We start from the raw sequence: 23,834 nt of genomic DNA, 5'->3' as shown, positions 1-23,834 counted from the left end.
ACCTCTATACATTTAACTGTGCATTCAGTGTAGTGTGTATAGAGATAGTTTTTTAATTTATGGTTTGTATCTTTGTCATATATTTTGTGAATGATAGGCGTTAACCTGCATTCATCTCACTAGCAACATCGCTAATTAGCCTACGCAGCCAGATATGACCTGCATCGTGGTGTAACAATGCACTCCACGCCATTTTTAGCGCTATAGGCGGTATATCAAAAGGTGGCTCCTTGATCACCACATCAGGATCGTGTTTGAACAAGCGCGCGGCTTTGCTTGGCAAGGTTGCAATAAGTTTCTGCTTTTTCGCAATTTGTAATGCAGCATGATAGTGACGAGTGAAAACGCGAATTGCGCGTTGCTTACCAATTTTTGTAAGCTCAGCATCTACCCAACCTAATTTTTGGACTTCGTTGGGGTCGATGCCCACGCCAACGCCAAAGCCTGTTTTACTTACCCAAATATGTTGTGCGCGCAAGTAGCCGTCTAAATCACATTTTGCCACTAGCGGGTGGTCAGCACTCATCACACAGCTAAAGGTATCGTACCAAATGACTTTTTGGTGAAATGACAGTGGTAATTCGTCGAAACGGTTTATGGCCATATCAACTTTGCCTTGCTCCACATCGTGAAACGTTACGTCACTGGGAGTAATTAAATCGAGGGTGATGTTGGGCGCTAAATCTGCAAGTCTTCCAACGAGTTCGAGTAACAATGTACTTTCAGCATAGTCACTGGTCATAATGCGGAAGGTTCTGTCACTCGTAAGTGGGTCGAAGTCGGTTTCTGGTTGAATCGAGCTTTCTAGGCGGCTTAATACGTCGCGAATAATGGGTTGAAGTTCTAACGCGCGTTTTGTCGGTGTCATGCCGTCACTGGTGCGTACCAGCAGTGGATCTTTAAATAAGTCGCGCAGGCGTTTTAGACCATTACTCATGGCCGGTTGTGTAATGCTCAACTGGTTAGCGGCTTTTGTGACGCTCCCTTCTCGTAACAGTACATCTAAATAAACTAATAGATTAAGGTCGACCTTCGCTATATTCATTATTGTAATGCTCTTTTTGAACCTAATTAAACATATCTATTGTACGCGTTTTTTTTTTGAATGTCAGATAAGCGTTTAGTCTTAATTTTTAAATGAATTGTGCGTTAAGTTATTGAATTTTATGTTTTATGTGTTTTTTTGATGAATCTTAGTTAAAAAAGTATAAAATTTCTTTTTGCGAAAAAAATAAATGAGATGAATGTTGTGGGGCAGGCGTTTAAGGTCGCTTTTTGATAAAAACGAAAAAGGGCACCCGAAGGTGCCCATTGGAAAGGTTGGGATGCTTTCCAGTTAACTTATTTCCAACGTACCTTATACGTCGAACTGGTTCATGGTGTTGTCTTCACCAGATGCCTTAAGTGCACCTTCACCAGAGAAGTATTCTTTGTGCGTGTCACCTAGGTCAGAGCCAGCCATTGCTTGGTGCTTAACACACGCTAGGCCTTGGCGGATTTCTTGACGCTGAACACCGCGAACGTATGCAAGCATACCTTCTTCACCGAAGTAACCTTTCGCAAGATTATCAGTTGACAGTGCCGCAGTGTGGTAAGTCGGCAGAGTGATAAGGTGGTGGAAGATGCCTGCTTCACGCGCTGCATCAGCCTGGAAGCTCTTAATCTTCTCGTCTGCTGCCGCTGCAAGTTCACTGTCGTCGTAGTCTGCAGACATAAGTTTCGCACGGTCGTAACCAGAAACGTCTTTGCCTTCTTCAGTCCATGCATCAAATACCTGCTGACGGAAGTTAAGCGTCCAGTTGAACGATGGCGAGTTGTTGTATACCAGCTTCGCGTTAGGTACTTGCTCACGGATAGCGTTAACCATTTCAGCAATTTGACCCACGTGAGGCTTTTCAGTCTCAATCCAAAGTAGGTCTGCGCCGTGTTGAAGTGAAGTCACACAGTCAAGTACTACGCGGTCAAAACCTGTACCTTCTTTGAAGCGGAATAGACCGTTTGGTAAACGCTCAGGTTTAACAAGCTTGCCGCCTTGCTTAAGTACTAGGTCGCCTTCAGCTAGGTCGTCTGCGCTTGCAACGTCAGTCGTTTTCAAGAATGCATTGTATTGTGCAGCTAGGTCGCCTTCAGAAGTAGACACAGGGATCTTTTGAGTAAGGCCAGCACCTAGTGAATCGGTACGTGCAACAATAACACCTTCATCTACGCCAAGTTCTAAGAACGCATAGCGAACTGCGTTGATTTTAGCTAGGAAGTCTTCGTGTGGAACCGTTACTTTGCCGTCTTGGTGACCACATTGCTTCGCATCTGACACTTGGTTTTCGATTTGAATACAGCACGCGCCAGCTTCAATCATTTGCTTAGCTAGAAGGTAAGTCGCTTCTTCGTTACCAAAACCTGCATCGATATCAGCGATAATTGGTACTACGTGTGTTTCGTAGTTGTCGATTTCTGCTTGGATAGCCGCTACATCGCCGCCATTTTTCTTTGCGTCGTCGAGTTTATGGAAAAGATCTCCTAGCTCACGAGCGTCAGCTTGACGAAGGAAAGTGTAAAGTTCTTCGATAAGCGCTGATACTGATGTTTTCTCATGCATAGATTGGTCTGGAAGTGGACCAAACTCAGAGCGTAGCGCTGCTACCATCCAACCTGATAGGTAAAGGTAGCTTTTATTCGTGGTACCTTGATGCTTCTTAACTGAAAGCATTTTTTGCTGACCAACGAAGCCATGCCAGCAACCTAGTGACTGTGTGTACTGAGACGAATCTGCGTCATATTCAGCCATGTCTTTGCGCATGATGCTTGCCGTATAGCGAGCGATGTCTAGGCCCGTCTTAAAACGGTTTTGAATTTTCATGCGAGCAGCGAACTCAGGGTTAATACCTTCCCATGTTCCTTTCTGTGCTGCTTTTAATGTGGCGAAGTTATCAATGTCTTGTTGATATTGCGACATGAGCGTCTCTCCCGACTATAATTAAAATACTTAACGTTATTAGCGTTTACGCTGTAGGGCGTTCCCGTTAGTTCCATTTCATCCTAGTGCGCAAAGTTGAATAATAGAAATATATAATCAGCATTGCCGCCATTCATTTGGTGAATGTTTGTGGGTGGGTGTCGGGTAGAGTATCGAGTGGAGTAGGGGGCAAATACGTGATGAGTTAATGTTACTGTGAACCTACGCACTATGCGCTACACCTTGCACTTCACAGCAAAGTAAGGCGCGTGGGTCTACAATTTAATTGATAGATTACCGAAAAGAGTAATTGCCTTGCCCGCAAGTGCAAGGTAGATTGTCGCGATGATGCTATATGTATCATTAAGTGCATTGATTTATAAAGAAAAGTGAGTGATATGGGTAACAGTGTCTTATCGTCGGTCGATCAGAGAACCAAGCTTGTTGGCGAGAATAGGCTTGAGCTTTTGATGTTTCAGTTAGGCACTCGTCATATTTTTGCAATGAACGTTTTTAAAATCAAAGAGGTAATAAACGTTCCCAAGCTCAATATGATGCCAGGTTCGCACTATAATTTAAAAGGGGTGATGAATTATAGAGGTAAATCTATCCCCATCATCGACCTTCGCCAGGCAATTAAGATGCGCTCTACAGTTGCAGAAGACTTTGCCAAAAACGTTATTATCACAGAGTACAACCGCAGTGTTCAGGGCTTCATTATTGGTGAAGTCAAAAGCATAGTTAATACGTCGTGGGGCGATATCCAACCGCCACCTAGTGGTATTGGCAAGTCAAACTATTTAACCGCTATAACTCAGGTGAATATTGATGGAAAAACTGAGCTTGTAGAAATCATTGATGTTGAAAAAGTATTAGCTGAAATCATTGATTACGATACCTCGATTTCAGAAGAGGTGCTTGATACCGAAATTGTAAATCACTTCAACGGTAAACAAATCTTGATAGTTGATGATTCAGGCACGGCCCGTAAACAAATACGCGACACACTAGAACAATTAGGCGTGTCAATTATTGAGCGTAAAAACGGTGCAGAAGCGCTTAAATTATTGCAGTCATGGGCAGATGAAGGTAAACGCCCATCGGACGAAATTCTATTGATGTTTACCGATGCTGAAATGCCGGAAATGGATGGGTATAGACTTACTTCAGAGGTTAGAAATGACCCTAGAATGGACGACCTGTTTATTGCGCTTAATACGTCACTTAGTGGCAGTTTTAATGATGCGATGGTTGAAAAAGTAGGGTGTAACCGTTTTATTTCAAAGTTTCAGCCAGATATGCTTGTTGATGTTGCGCAGCAGCGCCTGCGAGAATTTTTAGCCAGTCAAAAATAAATTTCCTACCGCTGCTTTCTCTTACCTCCGCCTTAATTTGACGGCGGTTCACGCCTTTGTGTGACCAAATCTGTATTTGGCCAATATTTTTGTAATACTTATTATTTTTGCGGAAAGCTTTGAGGATACACTGTGTGTGTTTTACACTAATGGCACCTGTCGCCGTGTGCAGGTGGAATGTGCTTTTCGCTAGTGCACAGAGAACACTCGTATAATATAAACTTACGCGCAGAGCGTGCTCTGACAAAAAAGCGTTTCAGGGCGAAAGTCTAAAGAAGCACACTTAAGCGCGACAGAGAAATAAGCATTTTTTATGCGCATTACCGGTCTATTAATCACTAGGTAGTGCGTACATACTTCAGGGAAGTTTAGATGATTAAACAATTTGTTCGTACATCGTTACTAGCATGTGCGTCAGTTACGTTCTTAGCAAGCTGTGGCATCACTGATAACGCAGCGTCTTCTGCGCCAACAACAGCGTCTCAAAGTAATGTACCAAAAAACATTATAATGGTTGTTGCCGACGGTATGGGGCCCGCGTATACCACAGCCTATCGCAACTATGTTGATGACCCTGCCACTGACAATATTGAAACGGTTGTGTTTGACGACATTTTAGTGGGCAATGCCTCAACGTATCCTGCAAAAGTCTCTGGTTATGTAACTGATTCTGCTGCGGCTGCGACTGCATTGGCCACTGGCGTAAAATCTTATAATGGCGCTATTGGCGTAGACGTTAATAAGAAACCTGTTAAATCCGTAATGCATTATGCCAAAAGTAAAGGCATGCGTACTGGACTTGCAGTGACTTCGCAAATTGTTCATGCAACGCCTGCCTCTTATATTGCACACAATGAAAGCCGTAAAAACTACAACGAAATTGCTGAAGATTTTTATGACGTCCGTGTAGACGGCAAATTTGTTGCCGACGTTATGTTAGGTGGTGGAACGTCTTATTTCGAGCGTGAAGATCGCGATATTCTCGCGCAATTTATCGATGCAGGATATGAATATGCCGATTCTTATAATCGTCTAGCATCAATTCCTGCTGGTAGTAATGTACTTGGTTTATTTGCGCCTGTAGCGTTGCCAGCAGTACTCGATGACAAGCGTAAAAATCGCCTTCAGTACCTAACGAAAAATGCGATCAAGCATCTTGAGAACGACAATGGCTTTTTCTTGCTGGTAGAGGCGAGCCAAGTTGATTGGGCAGGCCATGCAAATGACATCGCATCTGCTATGGCAGAAATGCACGACCTTGCGCAAACTATGGAGTATTTGCGCGACTATGTTAAAGCTAACCCTGACACCTTGGTAATACTTACTGCTGACCACAGCACAGGTGGACTTACCATTGGTGCAAATGGTGATTATCGCTGGAGCCCAGAGCACCTCAAAAATATGCAGGCATCAGTAATGACAATTGCTATGGCAATGCCTAACGAAGAAAAACCAGGTGAGTATGTCGCTCAGAATCTTGGCTTGTCGTTAACGGAAGAAGAACTTGCTACCCTTGAAAGCGTAGCTAACCAAGATGACAAATCTCGCTTTATGGCGGTTAAGGCGTTTTTAGACACCAAAACCAATACTGGATGGACTACCGGTGGCCACACGGGTGTAGACGTAGAAGTATTTGCATTCGGTGCTGGATACACCAGCTTTATGGGCCAAATTGATAACACTGATATTGCGAAAAAGATTTTCAGTTTTTTAGATAAAAAGCCGTTTAAAAAGAACGTTCCTGCTGAAACTAAAGTAGAAACCAATATCGAGCTTACCGATGACGATGATGCATGTAACTTCAAAGAAGATTGGCACTGCAACTAACACAAACGATTTGTATTGGTAAAGCGCCCTTGAGGCGCTTTATTTTTATACACACCAATAACAGAAGTGGTATTGATGAATAACGACATGTACAACTTGCTACAGGACATTTTTGACGAGGTCGAACCCATGCTGGGAATGGGTAAGGTCGCCGACTATATACCCGCATTGGCGTCTGTAAACCCTCGTCAGTTTGGTATTGCTATCTGTGATACTCACGGTCAAATTACGTCTATTGGTGATGCTGGCGTCCCTTTTTCAATTCAAAGTATTTCGAAGGTGTTTAACCTTGTTCTTGCCATTAATCACTATGGTGAAAGTATGTGGGAACGGGTAGGGTGTGAACCTTCTGGTTTGCCCTTTAACTCACTAGTACAGCTTGAATATGAAAATGGTATTCCACGCAATCCATTTATCAATGCAGGCGCACTGGTGGTGAGCGACATGGTTCAGTCGCGGTTTGCCTCCCCCCATATTGCTATGCGTGACTTCGTACGAAGATTGTCATGCAATGGCGATATTGTTGTAAACAAGGTGGTGGCAGAATCTGAGTTCGAACACCGTTCTCGAAATGCCGCTATGGCTTACTTGATGAAAGCATACGGTAACTTTGAGAATGAGGTTGAAGATGTACTTCGCAATTATTTCCATAACTGTGCCCTTGAAATGAGCTGTGAAGACTTAGCGCGTGCGACCAGCTTTTTAGCGAATGCGGGCATGTCTTCATGTGCCAATGAGCAAGTACTCACGCCATACCAAACCAAGCAGGTTAATGCGTTATTGGCAACAAGTGGTATGTATGACGAGGCAGGAAGTTTTGCTTTTAAGGTAGGCCTTCCAGGTAAAAGTGGTGTAGGGGGTGGCATTGTTGCTGTAGTGCCTGGTCGTTTTTCTATATGCGTATTCTCGCCAGCGCTTAATAGTGTGGGCAATTCACAGCTGGGTGTAGCGGCATTAACATCGCTTAGTGAGCGTATTAATTGGTCAATTTACTAGGCCTTACGTATTAGTAGCCGGTTAGCTCTAAAAAGCCTGTTCCAGTATGAGTACCCGATAGATTAACGCGTCCCTCGTAGTAGGGAAATGCGCTTTCGTTCCATTGATTGGCTTTAAAGGGGCTTATATTAAGATCAAGTGCAAGATCACTGGCCGTGTCTTTAAGCACTATACGCCATGACGTGGGGACATCGCGCGGCCCAGTTCGAGTTGTAATAGTTTCGTTTTCTACTGGTATTATTGATAATTGTTCATCTGATAACGTCTTTTTAAGGCCGCTTGAGGTCATATAAGTACCAGTAGTAAAAATATCTGACAGGGCAGTTGCAGAACTTGATGGAGTAGAGTGCATACGAAATGCCATGAGTTTGTCTCCATTGTCTAAATGCAGCGAAAACCAATCCCATCCCATGGCATCGCTGTTGGCAAGATGACTGGTCCATTCATGGTCAAACCATCCAAGCCCTTTAACACCAATTGATTTTCCATTAATTAGTAGGTTTCCTTTTGCGTTGATAAACGGTTGGCTGTAATAGTAAGAGCGAAGTCGTTCATCTAGCGTTTTTCGGCTATATCCATTATCGCCTTGCTTTACAAATGGGCCTGAAGTATCGAGCGATAAATCAATAGACACTGATTCGCCTAATGCAAGTGCTTGGTCTCGTGATGGCGAACTTTTTCCCGTGGCATTTTTGTTCTTCAGTGATAATTTTAGGGATGACGGGAACATGGATTGAATATTGTTTGGAGCCGAGGTACGCCATGACCAGTCGTCTATAATCGCTTCGAACGGACTGCCATTTACATAAGCATTACCCACACCGCCTGCTGCGAATCTCTCTTCAAAATAGTGCTGTGTGTTGGTGTGTAGTGAAACATGCCCCATCCATTGCTGAGTATTAGCCCAATTGCTTTCAGCGACTTTACTACTGCTAGGGGGCTTAAATCTAAACAACGTATATTGAAGGCCGTACTCATTTTTGTGGTCATCTTCTAACACAAACGTGAGATACCACCACTCTAACTGATAATCTGGATGGCTTTTGTGATCGTTAGGCAAGGTTAGAAGCTTATCTTTCGTTACTTGCGCGAAACTTTGCGCGGCAATGTCTGCATCTTGTGCGGTTATGCCACCGAAAAATTGTCGAGGCCTGTCGTTTTGGGCTAAAGGCGCACTGTCTTTATTAGGTGTGTTCTTTGTTTCTGGTATCAGCAAAAAGCTAAAAAACACGGTAATGCCTGCGACAACTAAGAATAGACCTACGCGTTTCAATGACTTATTCATAGCTGTACCTCCTGGCGAAGGTCGACCTTTGGTTCAAGTTTCCCGAGTGGCAAAAGTAAAACCACTGACACAATGGCAAGCGAGAGCATCACGCTGGACATTATTACGTCAGTCTGAATGACAATGGGGTACACCCAGTTAAATGCGTACCTGTTTACCATAACAATAAACACGTAAGCTAAGAAAATACCAAAGGGAATGGCCAATATCGCGGTTACAAGGCAAAGCAAAAAATACTGTGTAAACAGCGCGCTTTTCACTTGTAGGCGACTGACACCCAGTGCCCGCAATGTATTCAATTGCGGAGCGTTACCTAAAGCTAAAACCGTTAGCGATACCGCAAAGGCAATGCCGGCGACGACGAGCGTGGTGATATTCAGTCCATCGGTTAGCAAAAACGTGCGATCAAAAACCTTAAGCGACTGGTTAAGTAGGTGTGTTTTTGAATAGGCATTGCCAAATGGTGCCGCCAACTCTGTTATTGCGCTGTCTGTTAGTGTGCTGTCTATTAGTGTGCTTGCAGAAGCAGAATCTTGAGTAGCTGGATACAGTGCCATAGCCCCAGAAAACAACATGTTATTTAGCCCACTGTTTTCCTTACGAGCTGACAATAAACGGGGAAGGGGGACAAATATTTGCCCTTGTGTATTGCCGTAGTCAGGGTATATACCCAGTACACGCCACGCTTGCTTTTTACTAAACAGGGTATCGTCTAGGGTGTCGCTATCAACCGTAAGGGTAGTGATGTTCTTGTCTAAACCGCTTCTATTTGTTGCCAATGAATAGTTCGACAAAGAGAGTGTGTCGCCAATGCGCACGTTGTTCATCAGTGCCAATTGTTGATTAATAAAAACCCCTTGGCCTTTTGAAAACTGCTCCCACGCATCATCCATCGCATTATCAAGTAGCAATGCGATTTTTCCCTCGGTATGAAGGGGGTAGCTAGAGACAGAAATGCTCTGCTCATTCAAGGTGGCTTTTAACCTCATCAAGGGGGTTGCATCGAGGCTGTCTGGCAACACGATATCTGAATACAGCATATCAGTATAAAGGTATGCAGGGGCATAAAGGCGTTGCTTTAACCAGTCAACAGTCGCGTCTCGGAAACTGCTTGTCATGGTGTTCATACCAATATTGGCGGTAAGTGCGATAAAAAATGCGCAAACGGCCAATCGTGACTTAGATGACAGCGACTGCATATTTGAAACAACAAAAAATAACACCACCCAACGTTTTGGCGTAACTTTAGCAAGCCATGTGGTCAATATAGGCAACCAAAGTAAGACCAACGCGCAGCTACTAAGCAGTAATGCGGCAACATAGCCAAGTGCGAGTGTTGTGGAAGAAACGAAGTGTGACAACAGATAAAGTACTAAAAGCACTATGCATGAAATCACACTAGCTTGCGCTAGAGAAGCCTGGCTTTCTTGCTTTATTTTACGGTGTGAGAGGGCATTGGCTAGTTGGCTGACTGGCAATAGTGAAAAGACAACTAGCGAAGTGAAGGTCACAGTAAGCGCAAATAAAAATATCGAGAGCAAATTGACGTCTGGCGTTATGAAGACAGCGCTAAACAAAGAAGAAAACGTACCGCTAATCACTGGGGATAGCCAGGAGGCCGCATTAAAACCAGCAATCATGCCAAGGGGGATGCCAAACACACAATAGAGCAGAAGCTCAGTAACAAGTGCTAAGGATAGAATATAGCTTTGAATGCCTAGCTGTCTTAGTCGAATCATATTGGGCAAACGTGTGCGGTACATCAGGTTAAGCGCGTTTAACACGATGAATAGTGCAACAACACCCATAAGTGCACTCATTGCCCAAAGGTTAAGCTTAAAGCTATCTGGGAGTGACCCTGTTTCTTGGGCAAACGTATTTTGAGGTTTAACTAATGTGACTGAGGTAATGCTGTTTAGCGCTTCAATGTCCTGACTGGACAACGGCATGAGCGATAACAAACCTGAAAGCGGCGTATCTTGCACAGTGACGTCGTGCCGATAAAAGTCGGCAATAGCGATAACTATAGTATCTTGGGGAACAGCAGCACTCACAACAGGATTGATAATCGATGGCCATTTTACGTCTGACGACACAAGGTTTTTACATGCTATTTCGCCCAATGTAGCAGGGTGCATGAGGCCTCTTACAGCAGTATTGTTTTGCCCCTGCATTTCTGTGCTAAGCCATGCGCCGCCGTTTTGTAAATTCGATACGCTAACAAAGTGACTCATCAGTACTTGGGTGTCTACGCCCATGATGTTGACATTAAATGTTCTTGATGTCGCGTCGCCACACGATACGCGCACAGTGCGCTGAGCAAGCGCGGCAAGTTGAGTAAACCCCACCAATCGCGCTTTTACATAATCTTCTTTAGTTAGCGACAGGTCGCTGTTGATGGGGACCAATACATTGTCGGTAAATAGCTTGTCTTTGCTTTCTAATAACTCGCCTTGTTCGGCGCCTTCATTGATAAGCAATACTGTTATAAGACCTGCATTCGCCACTGCAATAGCAGCAATAATAAGAAGCGGCTCGAGCCATCGCTTTTTTGCCATTGCAAAAAGCGTTTTTAATGTTAATCCGAAAGTGTGCAGGGCGCTTTTCATCCGCATGCACTTTGGTTATTGGTAAGTGAAACCAGCTTTCCAGCGTGAAGTTTGGTTTCCATAACGGCTTTTTCTGCCACTTCTTGGCTATGGGTTACTACGACAAGCGCGGTGTTAGTACTGCGACAAACATCAAACAATAATGTTGAGACTACATCACTGGTTGCTTCGTCTAAGTTTCCCGTAGGTTCATCAGCAAGTACCAAAGCAGGGCGGTGTACCAATGCGCGAGCAATGGCGCAGCGTTGTTGCTCACCACCAGATAGCAAGTGTATTGGCTTTTTGGCAAGATGAGCGATCCCCAACTCTTGCATTAAATGCTGCTGATACTCTGCATCAAAGTTGCCTTTTAACCGTGAGGTAAAGGCAATGTTGTCATAAGCGTTGAAACAGTCAAAAAGGTTATAGCTTTGAAATACAATGCCAAGGTATTGCTTGCGAAAATCATCAAGTTTGCCTGTGGTAGCAGGCCTTTTAATAGATGCGCCTTTGCTGGCAGCGACTTGGCTATCAAAAATGCGCTCGTTTCCTACATAGATTTGACCCTCGTCAGGTGCATCGAAACCGGCAATAAGTGAGAGTAGGGTAGATTTTCCACACCCTGATGCACCTTGAATGCTCACTGATTCACCTGCCTTGACCGTTAGTGACAAACGGTCTAAAAGCAGTACATCAGAAGAAAAGGACTTAGACAGACCATTGATGGTAAGCATAAATGCGTAAACTCAAAAAAACGCTAACAAAACAGTGTCTTCAGTATACGCAACAGAATGGCATTTTGGTTAAAAACCAAATGATAAAAACAAAAGCGCACTACTTGTCAGTGCCGCTTTTGTAAACTCATATTGTAATCAGGTGGTGTAGATGTGCTTATTGATTGATGAAGTCGTCAAGCTCTTCGCCAGTAACCTTTTTTATCTGAGCAAATAAATACCATAGCGCTGCAATCAATAGCACCATGCTTGGAATAACAATGACGGGGTAGCTGAGAGCTGTCATTCGGCCAAGCTCTTCTGTGTAGGCAGTGGTGCCTGGTTCGCTCACTAAAATCACTTTTGCCAATATGTAGTTAAGCGCCGATGATAAGAAGAATGAACTTGCTACAATGTAAGAGCTTACTGCTATTTTCTTTTTGAACTCAGCCTGCTTACCTTTTGCATCAAGCACAGCATTTAAGTGGGGCCAATTAATAATTTGATCGTTTAGCACCAACATCTTAACCAGTGGTTTATTTGAGTATTGCGTGACAAGAATAGCAATGCCAATAAGACCAGGAATAGCGGCCTCTTTAATAGCGATGTAATCAGCAGGTAATTTAAGAAGACTAAACCCGCCTGTCAGTAAAACACTGATAATACCTAATATAGAAAAGCCATTGACTTTACCCGACGCTTTTAAATCCCATAAGCCATAGCCAATTGGGAAACTCAGTGCCGCGACAATGCTCCATTCGGGGCCTAAGTAATCTTCGGAACTTGCGTAGCTCATCAAAACGACAGGAATGATGATGTTAAAGGCAAGATTTCCAAAGAAGCCTTGATTTTTTTGCGTAGGTTGTTGTACTGCTGACATAGTTACTTTCAACGTCTTATCGTGACGCTAATTATACAAAAACAAATTAGCGTGCCCAGTGCCATGCGGCAAATAAGCCACCAATAAAGCCAAACAAATGATATTCAAAGGAAATAAATTTAGATGTGGGTAATACACCCACTAACATTCCGCCGTATAGCGCTGCAACCACTAAGGATATTAATAAATAGCGTACTTTGTTGCTTCGAAAGCCTGCGAGCACTAAAAAGCCGAAGTATCCGTACACCATGCCACTGGCTCCAATGTGCGTAGCACTGCGTCCAAATAGCCACACGCCTAACCCACCAATGAGTAATGCACTGACCGTCGCGATAATAAATGAGCGTTTGCCCCACTGCATGGTGAGCCACATGAACAACAGCAGCGGTACTAGATTTGCCATTAAATGGGTGGGTGTGCCGTGAAGAAAAGGCGCTGTAAAAATGTAAGGTAAGTGTGCTAATGAGCGCGGTACTACACCAAACTGGTTAAGTGCATTGCCAGTAAGTAGGTTGGCCACCTCTATCGCAATAAGTAACGCACCCAGAGTTAAAAGAACACGTATTTGAAAAGAAAGGGGCTTCATAGAGACTCCTTAATCTCTTTACAGGATGATATGCGGCAAATACCGAGATAAGTCTTGCGTAATTGCAGATGCATCTTCCCTTACCGAAATACCAGCGGGCATATCATCAACTAACCAACTGCCTATAAGTGTATGGTTACCTTCAAATACGGGTAATGGTTCAAAAGCTTGAATTATAAAGCCTTCCTCGCCGTAAGGGCCACTGCTGAGTTCTTTTTCTTGGCCATGCTCAATCAGTGACACGTTGGCCCCTTCCCTTGAAAATAATGGCTTTTTAATCCATTTACCCGATTGTGTTTGAGAACCAATTTCATCCGAAAAGAAAGAGGGCAATAAATTAGGGTGCCCTTCAAATTGTTTCCATAATTGGGGGAGTAACGCTTTATTTGAAATGACGGCCTTCCACGGAGGCTCAAGCCAATTCACGCCAGCATTTACTAACTCGCTACCAAATTCTTCGCGCAACATAAACTCCCATGGGTACAGCTTGAAGCAGTCGGTAATAGGACTATTGTGCAGATCAGTAAACACACCCGTATCTGCAATGCCAATATCTTCAATAAAGACAAAATCAGTATGAAGGCCAGCTTCACGGGCACAATCTTGCAGGTATTGCACTGTGCCTCTGTCTTCTGCTGTGTCTTTACAGCACGCCATGTGAAGCTGGTTGATATTGTAATGCAGGGCTATTTCGCGAAACCGGTGCACCAACTTTTCTTGCAAGCTATTGAACTGATCTGCATGACGAGCGAGTCTCCCATTGTCAACATTTTGCTCTAGCCATAGCCATTGCCAGAAGCCTGATTCGTATAGGCTAGTGGGGGTATCAGCATTGTTTTCCAGTAGTTTTGCCGGCCCTTTTCCGTTATAGACAAGGTCGAGTCTGGAGTACAAGCTAGGATCTCGTTGTAGCCAACTGTCTCTCACTAAATCCCAGTGGTGTTCAGGAATACAAAAACGTGAGAGTAACGCTTCGCTGTTGACCACTTCATCCGCTACGGCTAAACACATTTGATGTAGCTCGGCAGTGGGGTCTTCAATATCCTTTTCTATTTGTTGAAGCGTGAACTGATAGTAGGCACTTTCATCCCAATAAGGCTCGCCATACATAGTGTGAAAGTGAAAGCCAAACTCGTTGGCCAACTGCTGCCAGCCCTTGCGTGGCTGGCATGGCATTCTAAACATGGTTAACCGCCCCAGCCGCCTTTACGGCTGCTGCTTCCCCACGAAGATTTGGCGCGTACGCTACTACCAAAACCACCGCGTTTCATCGTGCGATTTACCGTTGGTTTTGGTTTGTAAACGTCCTTATTTACGCGATAGTTTCGCTTGCGGATATCACCATCAAACACGTAACCATCAGCCGTTATCCAGCGTGAGCGAAAGGGAGAATTATAAGAGTACGACGTATACAGTGGTTGAGAGTAGTAGCGATTGGGCGAAAGCAATGAACTTACCATGTAGCCTGCCATGAACGGCATAAAAAAGCTGCCACTGTTATTGTTGACGTATTGGCACTGATTAGGACCAAATTCATACTCGCAGTCATATTCCGAATTAAAACGTGGACTAGTACGCATAGCTTCGTCTAGTGCCGTTTGATAGGCTGCTTCGCATCGCTCAACTGCATCAGGGAAGTCCTGTTTGCAGTCTTCAAGCGATGTATAAATAGTGGCATCTTCACGCTCTGAGCCACAAGCACTTAACATGACGCTGGCAACACCTAATGCAATAGGCTTCACACTGAACGCTTTGCGCATGCGTGTTAAGTCAATGTGCTTGGTGCGCTTTGTCCTGAGCTTGTCGTTATTCGTTGTCATCACAGCCCCCTTAATAGGTCATGCAAGCTGCGTTTAACAGACCCACTGCAATTGACATACTTGCCAACATAACGCCTGCTGATACTTCGTTGTTGTTTATGCGCTCTGCAATTTTAGGCATAAAGCTAAATCGCAAAATGGCGAACGCCAGTGACTGTGCAACCACTGCAACCAACGCCCAAATCGCGAAATCGACAATGGCTACAGAATTTGAAGCTGCGCTTCCCAGCGCAATGGCAAAGCCAATAATTGCGCCGCCAAAACCAATCGCTGCCGCTACATTCTTTTCTTCTTTAACTAGCTTCCATTCGTCATGGGGCGTGACTAATGCGTAAACTAACTTGAAAATAAATAAGAAAACGATTGATAGGCCGAAGTACAACGCGAAGTTATCAAGGCCCGCAAGAGAATGCATAATTGTATCCATAGTTAATCCTTTTTTTTATCCGTTTATTGTTATATCAGTAGGTTGAATATCAAAGCCTGTTGAAATCACTAAGCATCTGTCTAAGTTAGTACCCACTTGCTTCTCTTCACCGACAACTAAAAGTGTTTCCACTCTATCATTATCCAGAGGGCGCTCATAAAGCATCATGAATTGATCGGTTTTACTCATATCGCCATCTTCTTCGTAGGTAGTTTCAGTTACCGCAACAGGTGGAGACTCTTCGCCCACAGCTTCCCAAACACGGGTAAATATCTTGCCATCCAATTCATAGGTAGGTTGGCTGATGATATTCTTCAAGCACTCATTCCATTGGGCGGTACTGCCAATAGTTTTCGTATCGTAGAAATGCCACAGCTTTACATCAGTAATATGATTTTCCGTCATGCCACCATCTAATATAACCTGAAGGAAGGCGTCGTCATCGGTGTAAAAGCGCAACAGCGTGCCGCCTGTATCAAGCGCAGCCTCGCCTACCGCTTGAATGAGTTGCGAACGAGCGGCCCCTTCTATGGTTAATTCAGGCTCAAGTAAAGAGAGCTTTAAGTTATCCAATTCAAACGAGCCACCTAAATAAAGCCCCATTACTTCAGGTGCTTTAGGTTTTTTTGGCGCTGATTTTTTAAATAGTTTGCTGAACATACTTAATGCCCTTTAGTCGGCGTCAAGCGACGACCAATTAATAGCATTGATGCGTCGCTCGGCAATGTAGAATAATGTATCACCCGCATTCAGCGTGGCTTCAAGTGGTGGATTGACAACCATTTCTTTTACTTGGCTATTCGGCGCATAGCCGATGAAAATAGCGTTGTGTTTGCGTTTTAAATTAACAAAGAGTTTTGCAACTGAAATAGTGGCACTGTCGTCTGGAATTTTCACCGAAAATTGGGCTTGGCCCTCATCAACACTGAGTAAATCGTGATGCAGCATACTTGAACCAGGGTCAAATGCCGCCTTCGCAAGCATCTCGACTGCCACACTCGGAGTGCATTCTACCTTAGGGCAGTGGTCCTGCAGCAGTCCTACTAGGCTTTCATCTTCAAAGTAAGCCACTTGATGGGCATCTGGGTTTCGTTTGGCACAATAAAGTGCGGTAGTCATAGTGATATCGTCTTGCGGATTGTCAATAAGGATAGTTCTGGCATTGGCAATGCAGGCGCGATCCATATCTTCGTCCTTGTTGAACGAGTCAACTTTTACAAATTCAATTACGCCAGGAAGTGGGTTAGTGATATCGGCTTTTACACACAACACAATGTCTGGTCGATCGGGCATGGCATCGCGCTCTCGCAATAATAAATCTAAAAGCAGCATAGTGCGCTGACCATTCCAGCCAATAACCAATATATGTTTATCAAGATGTAAGTTATTCATTCCCAATAACCCTTTTTTCCATTGCTGAGAGACCCACGCGGCAATACGGCCGATGACCATTGCAAAAATACTTAAACCCAGTGGAATTACGTAAAGTGCGACTATTAACTTACCTGCAGATGTGACAGGGGAAAGATCACCGTAACCCACGGTGGAGGCGGTAACTGCAAGCCAGTAGAGAAAATCAACATCGGCAATGAGGTCAACTTCACCTGCAGCGAAAAGTAACCAGTAACTTGAAACGGCGTAAAACGCAGTAGCACCTAAAATGGTGTACCATCGAGATTCTGCAAAATATTGCAGCATAATTTTACGCAGTTTAATCCATGGAGACATAAAACAAACAGCCCTTGTTATGCGTGCTAGTACTCTGCCTTTATGCGTGAAAATTGTCTATGGTTTATGTGTAACAAAGCATTGAAAACCATGTTCAAAAAGAAAGGGAGCGGTGAGCTCCCTTTGGTACTACTTACCTAAGATGCGTGCCAGTTCATCATCAGCAGAGGTCTTTCCGCCTTTGATACCAGCTTCTGCTAGGCGCTTTTCCAAATCACTGCTTGATTCATCACCAGCAAGTTCTTCAGCAGCCTGAAGCTCTGCATTACGCATTTTCTGTTTTTCTTGAATACGAGACAGCGATTCTGTCGCCGTTTTCATTTTGCTGTTAGCCCCCATATGGCGAGATGACACGGCAACTTGCGCTTTTTGCACGCTTTCAGTTGCTTTCACCATATCAACTTGCTGCTCTAATCGGCGCAAGTTAGCTTTTGCCTGCTGAATGTTCTGAGCAAGCTGTTTTTCAGACTGTTGGAACTGATCAAGATAGGCTTGTTCTTGGTCGCGCTCTTCTTTCAGTTCTGAAACTTTCTGGGCACAATCAAGCGCTAGCTGACGGTCTGTGTCAATTGCTTTTCGCGCATGCGCTTCGTATTCTGCGATGGAAGAGTCAAAGCTATCGACTTTTTGTTGTGATAGTTTGCACTTCGCCAAAATTTGCGTACGGGCATGATCTGACTTGCGCAATTCTTCTTTGGCTTCTCTAATTTCTTGTTCCAGAATTCGAATAGCCTGACTGTCTACTACTGACTGCGCAGCCTCGGTCGCACCACCTTTTACTGCAGTTACTAATTTTTTCCACACTGACATTCGCTTCTCCTTAGAAGTAAATTTTAGTTAAGGTGTGTTTCGTAAGCATCAAGGAATGATGCAACATTCTGAAACAGGGTTTCGACTTCAATAACAATACTTTCCGCTTTAGACTGCGCGCTTAGCGCACCGAACGCGGTGTAGTATTCTTCACCTCCAATATTCGATATGCCCACAGTTGTTAATGGGAACACCATATGAGATGACAAAATTTCATGATCTAGCGCAGGCTTATCCTTAACCTCCGACGCTGAAAACAACAAGCTTTCCACTAATATTTGCTCACCGCTAATGGCAAGCCATGCATCAATGCCGTCTTGATTAGCAATTAGTAAGCAGTTTTCCTCTCGTGTTACCACAAAGTCATCGTGCTCTGTAAATAAGGCTTCGATGCTTTCTAGTTCCCAGCTCATACCTTTCTCCTTTAATTATTGAAGCGATAATGTCGTATATGAATGTCGCGTTGCGTGATTTCAACCGTTCCACTGTAGCGACTATTTTCATCTACGCCAATATCTTGACTTGCAGTGTAGACTCACTGTGCCATAATCGTCAATAGCAAATTTGCTTTTTAAGTGTAAAAAAGTGTGTTTTTGTAAATTATATATCACAAGTGGGTGGTTTTGGAGTGGCAATTGAGTGCTAAAAATGCATGGCGTCAAACCGTCGCAAGGGTTGTAAAATCTGAAATGTCAGTGCGAGGGGTTAAATATCAAGCATTAAGCCAGCGCTTAGAAGAAATAGGCGTAGAGCAAAGTGCAGATAACCTTAGAAATAAGGTTAACAAAGGGATAATGGGGGCGGACTTGCTTCTACAAATATTGTACGTACTAAAAGCAAGACCGCTAGATAGTGCACTTTTAGAAGAAATCTTAACTGACCTTAATGAATAAACCGCGTAAAATGTCGGTTTAAAGCGTCGGCATGCAGCCTGGGGTGAGTACCGCAATGCTTTTATCAGGCAAAAAAATACCCAGCACCTAGCTGGGTATCAAAAGATAAGGAATGTTATGGGAGAACATCATCACTATCTGTACGTATCTTAACCGTTTAAGATGGTGGGCGCTATTTATAAATCCCTGTCAAAAGTATGCGACCTTATAATGCGTTATTTTATTTAATACCTTTAAGGGTAAGTGTTTAAATGTGTTGTGCTTTTTTGTATCTGTTCTGGCTTAACTTCAATAGAAGTTCGGTGTCGTACAGCTAGATCGTTTCACAACATGAGACTTAATCCTATTATTTGGTTAACCGAGTTAGTAAAGCAGTACTGTATTTATGAAACTATCTGATTTTAGCTTTGAGCTTCCCGAAAAATTAATCGCAAAATATCCAACGGAGCAGCGAGCTGCGAGCCGTTTGCTTCATTTAGACGGCAAAACTGGCAAAGTAACACACAGCATGTTTGCAGAAATGCTGTCACTGGTAGACGAAGGTGACTTGTTAGTCTTTAACAACACGCGGGTTATTCCAGCTCGCTTGCTAGGCAAGAAAGAAACCGGCGGACAGGTTGAAGTGCTGATTGAACGCATTACCTCCGACAAAAGTGCGCTGGCGCACGTTAGAGCAAGTAAAGCGCCTAAGCCTGGCACTAAGCTAATTCTAGAAGATAAAGTTAATGTGACCGTTACGGGCCGAGATGATGCGCTGTTTATTCTACAGTTTGATCACGAAGAGACAGTGTTGTCGCTGCTTGAGGCACACGGTCACATGCCATTACCTCCTTATATCGACCGTCCAGACGAAAACTCAGATAAAGAGCGTTATCAAACTGTCTACAATGAAAAGCCGGGGGCGGTAGCAGCGCCTACCGCGGGTCTTCATTTTGATGACGCCATTTTGGGGGCACTTAAAGAAAAGGGTGTAAACTTGGCGTTTGTTACGCTGCACGTTGGAGCAGGTACATTTCAACCGGTACGCGTTGACAATATTCAAGAGCACAAAATGCATGCAGAATACGCAGAAGTGCCGCAGGAAGTGGTAGATGCTGTATTGCAAACCAAAGCCAACGGCAAGCGTGTAATAGCGGTTGGGACCACATCGGTTCGCTCACTAGAGTCAGCTGCTAAAGCAAGTAGTGAACGCAGCCACGACGCTATTATTGCGCCCTTTTACGAAGATACTGAAATATTTATTTACCCTGGTTTTGAATTTAAAGTTGTGGATGCCATGTTCACGAACTTCCACCTACCAGAATCTACATTGATGATGCTAATCAGCGCATTTGCGGGTAAAGATAATGTGATGAATGCTTACCAACAAGCCATTGAAAATGAGTATCGCTTTTTCAGTTATGGCGACTCAATGTTCATTGAACGAGCCTAGTTGATTAACGGTGAATTGGCTTTGTATCGTTTTATTCAGGTTTAGTTACAGATAAACATAGATACGGGGCATGATCTCAGCTGAATTACTGGTATAATCGCCGCCAATTTATTTTTATACCCGGCGCAATGGCGCACTAAAGTGGGAATGCTTTCACATGCAATTTGAGTTGTTAAAAACCGAAGGTCGTGCACGACGCGGTCGTTTGGTATTCGAACGTGGTGTAGTTGAAACGCCAGCGTTTATGCCAGTAGGTACGTACGGTACCGTTAAGGGGATGACCCCAGAAGAACTTGAAGACAGTGGTGCACACATTTGTCTTGGTAATACATTTCACCTAATGTTGCGTCCAGGGACTGGCATTATTCGTCAGCATGGCGATCTGCATGATTTTATGAATTGGGACAAACCCATTCTTACCGACTCAGGCGGCTTCCAAGTATTCAGTCTTGGTGATTTACGCAAGATAACGGAAGAAGGTGTTACGTTCCGATCGCCAATTAATGGTGAGAAAATACTTCTTACGCCTGAAAAGTCGATGGAGGTTCAGCGCGACCTTGGCTCTGACATCGTGATGATTTTCGATGAGTGCACGCCATATCCGGCAACGGAGCAGGAAGCGCGTGTATCAATGGAAATGTCTTTACGTTGGGCAAAGCGCAGTAAAGACGCACACGGTGACAACCCAGCTGCACTGTTTGGTATCATCCAAGGCGGTATGTACGAAGGGCTTCGCGATGTGTCATTAGCCGGTCTTGAAGCCATTGGCTTTGACGGTTATGCCATCGGTGGTTTGTCGGTAGGTGAGCCTAAAGAAGATATGATCCGCATCATCGATCATACAGCACCAAAAATTCCGGAAGATAAGCCACGCTATCTAATGGGTGTTGGTAAGCCGGAAGATTTAGTTGAATCGGTTCGCCGCGGTATTGATATGTTTGACTGCGTAATGCCAACGCGTAATGCGCGAAATGGACATTTGTTTGTCACCGAAGGTGTCATTAAGATTCGCAATGCTAAGCATCGAAACGACACTTCACCACTTGACGAGAATTGTGATTGTTACACTTGTAAAAACTATTCTCGCTCATACTTACATCATTTGGACAAGTGTAACGAAATTTTGGGTGCGCGTTTGAACACCATTCACAACCTTCGTTACTATCAACGTGTTATGCAAGGTCTTCGCGATGCGATTGATGCAGGCACGCTCGATGAGTTTGTACAAGAATTCTATGAACAAAAAGGGTTGCCGGTTCCGGCACTATAACAACGATAATATTTGGGGAATTTTATGAGTCTATTTATCTCAAACGCATACGCGCAATCTGCTGGCGGTGCTCAACAAGGCGGTGGCATGGAAATGCTGATCATGTTGGCGGTTTTCGGTTTGATTTTTTACTTCTTACTTTACCGTCCGCAAGCGAAACGCGTAAAAGAGCATAAGAACTTAGTGTCTTCGCTTAGCAAAGGCGACGAGGTACTAACTCAAGGTGGTTTAGTAGGTAAAATCACAAAAGTGTCTGAAGAGAAAGACTTCATCGAAGTGGCACTTAACGATGCTAACAATATTGTTGTTCAGAAGTCTTCTGTGACTGCAGTGCTGCCTAAAGGCACTATGAAGTCACTGTAAGTAACAACCGCCGGGGCCGGGATGCTACCCGGTGCTGGCACGAAAGGATTATCCAGTGCTAAACAAAAACTCAATCTGGAAAGTGCTTAGTGCGCTCATTGTTGTTGCAATGTGCGCGCTTTACGCGCTTCCGAACATTTACGGCGAAGATCACGCTGTACAAATTTCTGCGGGTCGCGACGCTGTAGTCACTGATGCTACGGTCGAACAAGTTAAAGCGACACTTGCTGCAAAAAACATTTCACCTAAACGCGTTGAATTTGAAAACGAACAAATACTTGTGCGCGTATCAGATTCTGATACCCAACTAGTCACGCGAGAAGCGCTAGAAAAAGAGCTGGGTGACGACTATTTCGTTGCTATGAACCTTGCGCCCGATACGCCTGAGTGGCTAGAAGGGCTAGGTGGCGCGCCGATGAAGTTAGGCCTTGATTTACGCGGTGGTGTTCACTTCTTAATGGAAGTGGATATGACAGAAGTTATCGCTAAATCACTAGAAGATGCTGAAAGCGGCTTTCGTACTTCATTGCGTGAAGAAGGGATTCGTTACCGTGGCGTAAAGCAGGTAGATGACCATATTGACATCACGTTCCGCGACGAAGACGCCCTTGATAAAGCTGAGTTCTTTTTGCGTAATCAAAGCCGTGACTTAACCTTTAACCAAATTGATGATTTGACGCTTCGCGCCGTATTTGCAGAAAGCAAATTGCAAGAAATTCGCGAGAATGCCGTGAAGCAAAACATCACCATTATTCGTAACCGTGTAAATCAGCTAGGTGTTGCCGAGCCACTTGTACAAAAGCAAGGTGCTGATCGTATTGTGGTTCAACTACCAGGTATTCAAGACACCGCACGCGCTAAAGAAATTCTAAACGCTACCGCAACGCTTGAATTTCGTATGGTTGACCAGAAAAACGATATTCGCGATGCGTTAAATGGTCGCGTGCCTCCTGGTTCTCAAGTTATTGAAGATCAGCAAGGTATTCCGCAACTTCTCGAGAAGCGCATAATGCTAACGGGAAGTCATATCATTGATGCGAACAGTGGCGTTGATGAATACGGTCTGCCTAATGTAAATATCTCGCTTGACTCAGAAGGTGGTAACAAGATGTCGCGTTCAACGCGTGGCAATATTGGTAAGCCAATGGCGACGGTGTTTATCGAATATAAATCGACTGGCGAGCGCAACAAAGACGGTAAACTTGTTTTTGAGAAGCACGAGCAGGTTATTTCTGTTGCAACTATTCGTGCACAGCTTGGCAGTAAGTTCCAAATCACTGGCCTAGACTCTCCAAAAGAAGCCCGCGACTTGGCACTACTACTTCGCGCTGGTGCGCTTATTGCGCCAATTCAAATTGTTGAAGAACGCACAGTCGGTCCAAGCTTAGGTAAAGAGAATATTGAGCTGGGCATGCAGGCCATTATCTATGGTTTGGCCGCAGTACTTATCTTCATGCTTATTTACTACAAAGCGTTTGGTGTGGTAGCGAATATTGCACTTGTTACTAACTTGGTCATGATTGTCGGCATTATGTCTATGATCCCAGGCGCGACGCTTACACTACCGGGTATGGCAGGTATTGTATTAACCGTTGGTATGGCGGTAGATGCAAACGTGCTCATATTTGAGCGTATTAGGGAAGAGCTTCGTGACGGACGCAGTCCACAACAAGCAATTCACCATGGATACGACAGTGCATTCTCAACCATTTTGGATGCAAACATTACTACGTTCATTGCAGGCCTTATTTTGTTTGCTGTGGGTACAGGCCCAATTAAAGGCTTCTCAATTACGCTTATGATTGGTATTGCTACGTCGATGTTTACCGCTATTTTAGTTACTCGCGTTATTGTTAACGCAGTATGGGGCGGCAAGCGCGTAGAGAAATTGGCGATTTAAGGAGCGTA

22 protein-coding genes are annotated in these 23,834 nt (G+C 44.2%); 8 read left to right on the top strand and 14 right to left on the bottom strand.

Translation table 11 applies throughout. The features are described from left to right. Positions 1-100: 100 nt before the first annotated feature. Together LHL20_RS08485 and LHL20_RS08480 are read right to left on the bottom strand one after the other, a co-directional pair. Positions 101-1,045, bottom strand: a complete 945-nt coding sequence (locus LHL20_RS08485; RefSeq protein WP_159627081.1) for a LysR family transcriptional regulator — start codon at positions 1,043-1,045, stop codon at positions 101-103. A gap of 312 nt (positions 1,046-1,357) precedes the next feature. Next, complete coding sequence (locus LHL20_RS08480; RefSeq protein WP_202262069.1) at positions 1,358-2,953, bottom strand: isocitrate lyase; 1,596 nt, start codon at positions 2,951-2,953, stop codon at positions 1,358-1,360. Between the two features lie 398 nt (positions 2,954-3,351). Here LHL20_RS08480 and LHL20_RS08475 point away from each other — a divergent pair, with 398 nt between their 5' ends. The 3 genes from LHL20_RS08475 (at position 3,352) to glsB (ending at position 7,131) form a co-directional block, all read left to right on the top strand. Then, positions 3,352-4,308 (top strand): chemotaxis protein CheV, encoded by a 957-nt coding sequence (locus tag LHL20_RS08475; RefSeq protein WP_226432978.1) that lies wholly within the window; start codon positions 3,352-3,354, stop codon positions 4,306-4,308. A gap of 372 nt (positions 4,309-4,680) precedes the next feature. Further along, positions 4,681-6,135, top strand: a complete 1,455-nt coding sequence (locus LHL20_RS08470) for an alkaline phosphatase (RefSeq protein ID WP_202262067.1) — start codon at positions 4,681-4,683, stop codon at positions 6,133-6,135. Between the two features lie 87 nt (positions 6,136-6,222). Continuing rightward, positions 6,223-7,131 carry a glutaminase B gene (gene glsB, locus LHL20_RS08465; RefSeq protein ID WP_226433040.1) on the top strand — a complete coding sequence of 303 codons (909 nt, stop codon included), beginning with the start codon at positions 6,223-6,225 and terminating at the stop codon, positions 7,129-7,131. Positions 7,132-7,141: 10 nt separating this feature from the next. Here glsB and LHL20_RS08460 read toward each other — a convergent pair whose 3' ends face one another. The 12 genes from LHL20_RS08460 to LHL20_RS08405 form a co-directional block, all read right to left on the bottom strand. Further along, entirely contained in the window at positions 7,142-8,416 is a 1,275-nt protein-coding gene (locus tag LHL20_RS08460) for a lipocalin-like domain-containing protein (RefSeq protein ID WP_226432977.1), read from the bottom strand. After that, positions 8,413-11,025, bottom strand: a complete 2,613-nt coding sequence (locus tag LHL20_RS08455; RefSeq protein WP_226432976.1) for an ABC transporter permease — start codon at positions 11,023-11,025, stop codon at positions 8,413-8,415. Before LHL20_RS08455 ends, LHL20_RS08460 begins: the two co-directional genes overlap by 4 nt. Next, positions 11,022-11,738, bottom strand: coding sequence for an ABC transporter ATP-binding protein (locus tag LHL20_RS08450; protein WP_226432975.1), 717 nt, complete (start codon positions 11,736-11,738; stop codon positions 11,022-11,024). The genes LHL20_RS08455 and LHL20_RS08450 overlap by 4 nt, the downstream gene beginning before the upstream one ends. A 157-nt stretch (positions 11,739-11,895) precedes the next feature. Next, on the bottom strand, positions 11,896-12,597 hold the full coding sequence (locus tag LHL20_RS08445; protein ID WP_159627074.1) for a VC0807 family protein: 702 nt from the start codon (positions 12,595-12,597) through the stop codon (positions 11,896-11,898). A 46-nt stretch (positions 12,598-12,643) separates the two neighbouring features. Beyond that, positions 12,644-13,183 carry a rhomboid family intramembrane serine protease gene (locus tag LHL20_RS08440; RefSeq protein WP_226432974.1) on the bottom strand — a complete coding sequence of 180 codons (540 nt, stop codon included), beginning with the start codon at positions 13,181-13,183 and terminating at the stop codon, positions 12,644-12,646. A gap of 18 nt (positions 13,184-13,201) precedes the next feature. Further along, positions 13,202-14,368, bottom strand: a complete 1,167-nt coding sequence (locus LHL20_RS08435) for a glutathionylspermidine synthase family protein (RefSeq protein WP_226432973.1) — start codon at positions 14,366-14,368, stop codon at positions 13,202-13,204. Between the two features lie 2 nt (positions 14,369-14,370). Further along, positions 14,371-15,003, bottom strand: a complete 633-nt coding sequence (locus tag LHL20_RS08430) for a DUF1190 family protein (RefSeq protein ID WP_159627071.1) — start codon at positions 15,001-15,003, stop codon at positions 14,371-14,373. 10 nt (positions 15,004-15,013) lie between these two features. After that, a complete protein-coding gene (locus LHL20_RS08425) occupies positions 15,014-15,430 on the bottom strand; it encodes a DUF350 domain-containing protein (RefSeq protein ID WP_159627070.1) in 417 nt (138 codons plus the stop codon). A gap of 15 nt (positions 15,431-15,445) precedes the next feature. Beyond that, on the bottom strand, positions 15,446-16,090 hold the full coding sequence (locus LHL20_RS08420; RefSeq protein WP_226432972.1) for a YjfK family protein: 645 nt from the start codon (positions 16,088-16,090) through the stop codon (positions 15,446-15,448). A 12-nt stretch (positions 16,091-16,102) separates the two neighbouring features. After that, on the bottom strand, positions 16,103-17,158 hold the full coding sequence (locus LHL20_RS08415; protein ID WP_226432971.1) for a potassium channel protein: 1,056 nt from the start codon (positions 17,156-17,158) through the stop codon (positions 16,103-16,105). Between the two features lie 129 nt (positions 17,159-17,287). Beyond that, positions 17,288-17,968 carry a PspA/IM30 family protein gene (locus LHL20_RS08410; RefSeq protein ID WP_202262059.1) on the bottom strand — a complete coding sequence of 227 codons (681 nt, stop codon included), beginning with the start codon at positions 17,966-17,968 and terminating at the stop codon, positions 17,288-17,290. Positions 17,969-17,991: 23 nt separating this feature from the next. After that, positions 17,992-18,381, bottom strand: a complete 390-nt coding sequence (locus tag LHL20_RS08405; RefSeq protein ID WP_159627067.1) for a DUF2170 family protein — start codon at positions 18,379-18,381, stop codon at positions 17,992-17,994. Positions 18,382-18,657: 276 nt separating this feature from the next. Here LHL20_RS08405 and LHL20_RS08400 point away from each other — a divergent pair, with 276 nt between their 5' ends. The 5 genes from LHL20_RS08400 (at position 18,658) to secD (ending at position 23,826) form a co-directional block, all read left to right on the top strand. After that, complete coding sequence (locus LHL20_RS08400) at positions 18,658-18,861, top strand: DUF6471 domain-containing protein (protein ID WP_232369772.1); 204 nt, start codon at positions 18,658-18,660, stop codon at positions 18,859-18,861. Between the two features lie 385 nt (positions 18,862-19,246). Then, positions 19,247-20,293, top strand: coding sequence for a tRNA preQ1(34) S-adenosylmethionine ribosyltransferase-isomerase QueA (gene queA, locus LHL20_RS08395; protein WP_226432970.1), 1,047 nt, complete (start codon positions 19,247-19,249; stop codon positions 20,291-20,293). A gap of 157 nt (positions 20,294-20,450) precedes the next feature. Further along, positions 20,451-21,563, top strand: coding sequence for a tRNA guanosine(34) transglycosylase Tgt (gene tgt / locus LHL20_RS08390; RefSeq protein ID WP_202262057.1), 1,113 nt, complete (start codon positions 20,451-20,453; stop codon positions 21,561-21,563). Positions 21,564-21,587: 24 nt separating this feature from the next. Next, positions 21,588-21,926, top strand: coding sequence for a preprotein translocase subunit YajC (gene yajC / locus LHL20_RS08385; RefSeq protein ID WP_159627063.1), 339 nt, complete (start codon positions 21,588-21,590; stop codon positions 21,924-21,926). A gap of 55 nt (positions 21,927-21,981) precedes the next feature. Then, complete coding sequence (gene secD, locus LHL20_RS08380) at positions 21,982-23,826, top strand: protein translocase subunit SecD (protein WP_159627062.1); 1,845 nt, start codon at positions 21,982-21,984, stop codon at positions 23,824-23,826. Positions 23,827-23,834: the final 8 nt, after the last annotated feature.

Source organism: Alteromonas sp. McT4-15, from assembly GCF_020515205.1.
In the GTDB taxonomy this organism is placed as follows: Bacteria; Pseudomonadota; Gammaproteobacteria; order Enterobacterales; family Alteromonadaceae; genus Alteromonas.
Note: the sequence above shows the minus strand (reverse complement) of the source record. Positions and strands in the feature narration are given on the sequence as shown.

Excerpts from the sequence above, each read along its gene's own strand:
- LHL20_RS08480 (WP_202262069.1), bottom strand. The coding sequence starts at position 2,953 with ATGTCGCAATATCAACAAGACATTGATAACTTCGCCACATTAAAAGCA.
- LHL20_RS08460 (WP_226432977.1), bottom strand. The coding sequence starts at position 8,416 with ATGAATAAGTCATTGAAACGCGTAGGTCTATTCTTAGTTGTCGCAGGC.
- LHL20_RS08435 (WP_226432973.1), bottom strand. The coding sequence starts at position 14,368 with ATGTTTAGAATGCCATGCCAGCCACGCAAGGGCTGGCAGCAGTTGGCC.
- LHL20_RS08475 (WP_226432978.1), top strand. The coding sequence starts at position 3,352 with ATGGGTAACAGTGTCTTATCGTCGGTCGATCAGAGAACCAAGCTTGTT.
- LHL20_RS08445 (WP_159627074.1), bottom strand. The coding sequence starts at position 12,597 with ATGTCAGCAGTACAACAACCTACGCAAAAAAATCAAGGCTTCTTTGGA.
- glsB (WP_226433040.1), top strand. The coding sequence starts at position 6,223 with ATGTACAACTTGCTACAGGACATTTTTGACGAGGTCGAACCCATGCTG.
- LHL20_RS08425 (WP_159627070.1), bottom strand. The coding sequence starts at position 15,430 with ATGGATACAATTATGCATTCTCTTGCGGGCCTTGATAACTTCGCGTTG.
- queA (WP_226432970.1), top strand. The coding sequence starts at position 19,247 with ATGAAACTATCTGATTTTAGCTTTGAGCTTCCCGAAAAATTAATCGCA.
- LHL20_RS08405 (WP_159627067.1), bottom strand. The coding sequence starts at position 18,381 with ATGAGCTGGGAACTAGAAAGCATCGAAGCCTTATTTACAGAGCACGAT.
- LHL20_RS08420 (WP_226432972.1), bottom strand. The coding sequence starts at position 16,090 with ATGTTCAGCAAACTATTTAAAAAATCAGCGCCAAAAAAACCTAAAGCA.
- LHL20_RS08430 (WP_159627071.1), bottom strand. The coding sequence starts at position 15,003 with ATGACAACGAATAACGACAAGCTCAGGACAAAGCGCACCAAGCACATT.
- LHL20_RS08440 (WP_226432974.1), bottom strand. The coding sequence starts at position 13,183 with ATGAAGCCCCTTTCTTTTCAAATACGTGTTCTTTTAACTCTGGGTGCG.
- LHL20_RS08400 (WP_232369772.1), top strand. The coding sequence starts at position 18,658 with ATGTCAGTGCGAGGGGTTAAATATCAAGCATTAAGCCAGCGCTTAGAA.
- LHL20_RS08470 (WP_202262067.1), top strand. The coding sequence starts at position 4,681 with ATGATTAAACAATTTGTTCGTACATCGTTACTAGCATGTGCGTCAGTT.
- tgt (WP_202262057.1), top strand. The coding sequence starts at position 20,451 with ATGCAATTTGAGTTGTTAAAAACCGAAGGTCGTGCACGACGCGGTCGT.
- LHL20_RS08455 (WP_226432976.1), bottom strand. The coding sequence starts at position 11,025 with ATGAAAAGCGCCCTGCACACTTTCGGATTAACATTAAAAACGCTTTTT.
- yajC (WP_159627063.1), top strand. The coding sequence starts at position 21,588 with ATGAGTCTATTTATCTCAAACGCATACGCGCAATCTGCTGGCGGTGCT.
- LHL20_RS08450 (WP_226432975.1), bottom strand. The coding sequence starts at position 11,738 with ATGCTTACCATCAATGGTCTGTCTAAGTCCTTTTCTTCTGATGTACTG.
- LHL20_RS08485 (WP_159627081.1), bottom strand. The coding sequence starts at position 1,045 with ATGAATATAGCGAAGGTCGACCTTAATCTATTAGTTTATTTAGATGTA.
- LHL20_RS08415 (WP_226432971.1), bottom strand. The coding sequence starts at position 17,158 with ATGTCTCCATGGATTAAACTGCGTAAAATTATGCTGCAATATTTTGCA.
- LHL20_RS08410 (WP_202262059.1), bottom strand. The coding sequence starts at position 17,968 with ATGTCAGTGTGGAAAAAATTAGTAACTGCAGTAAAAGGTGGTGCGACC.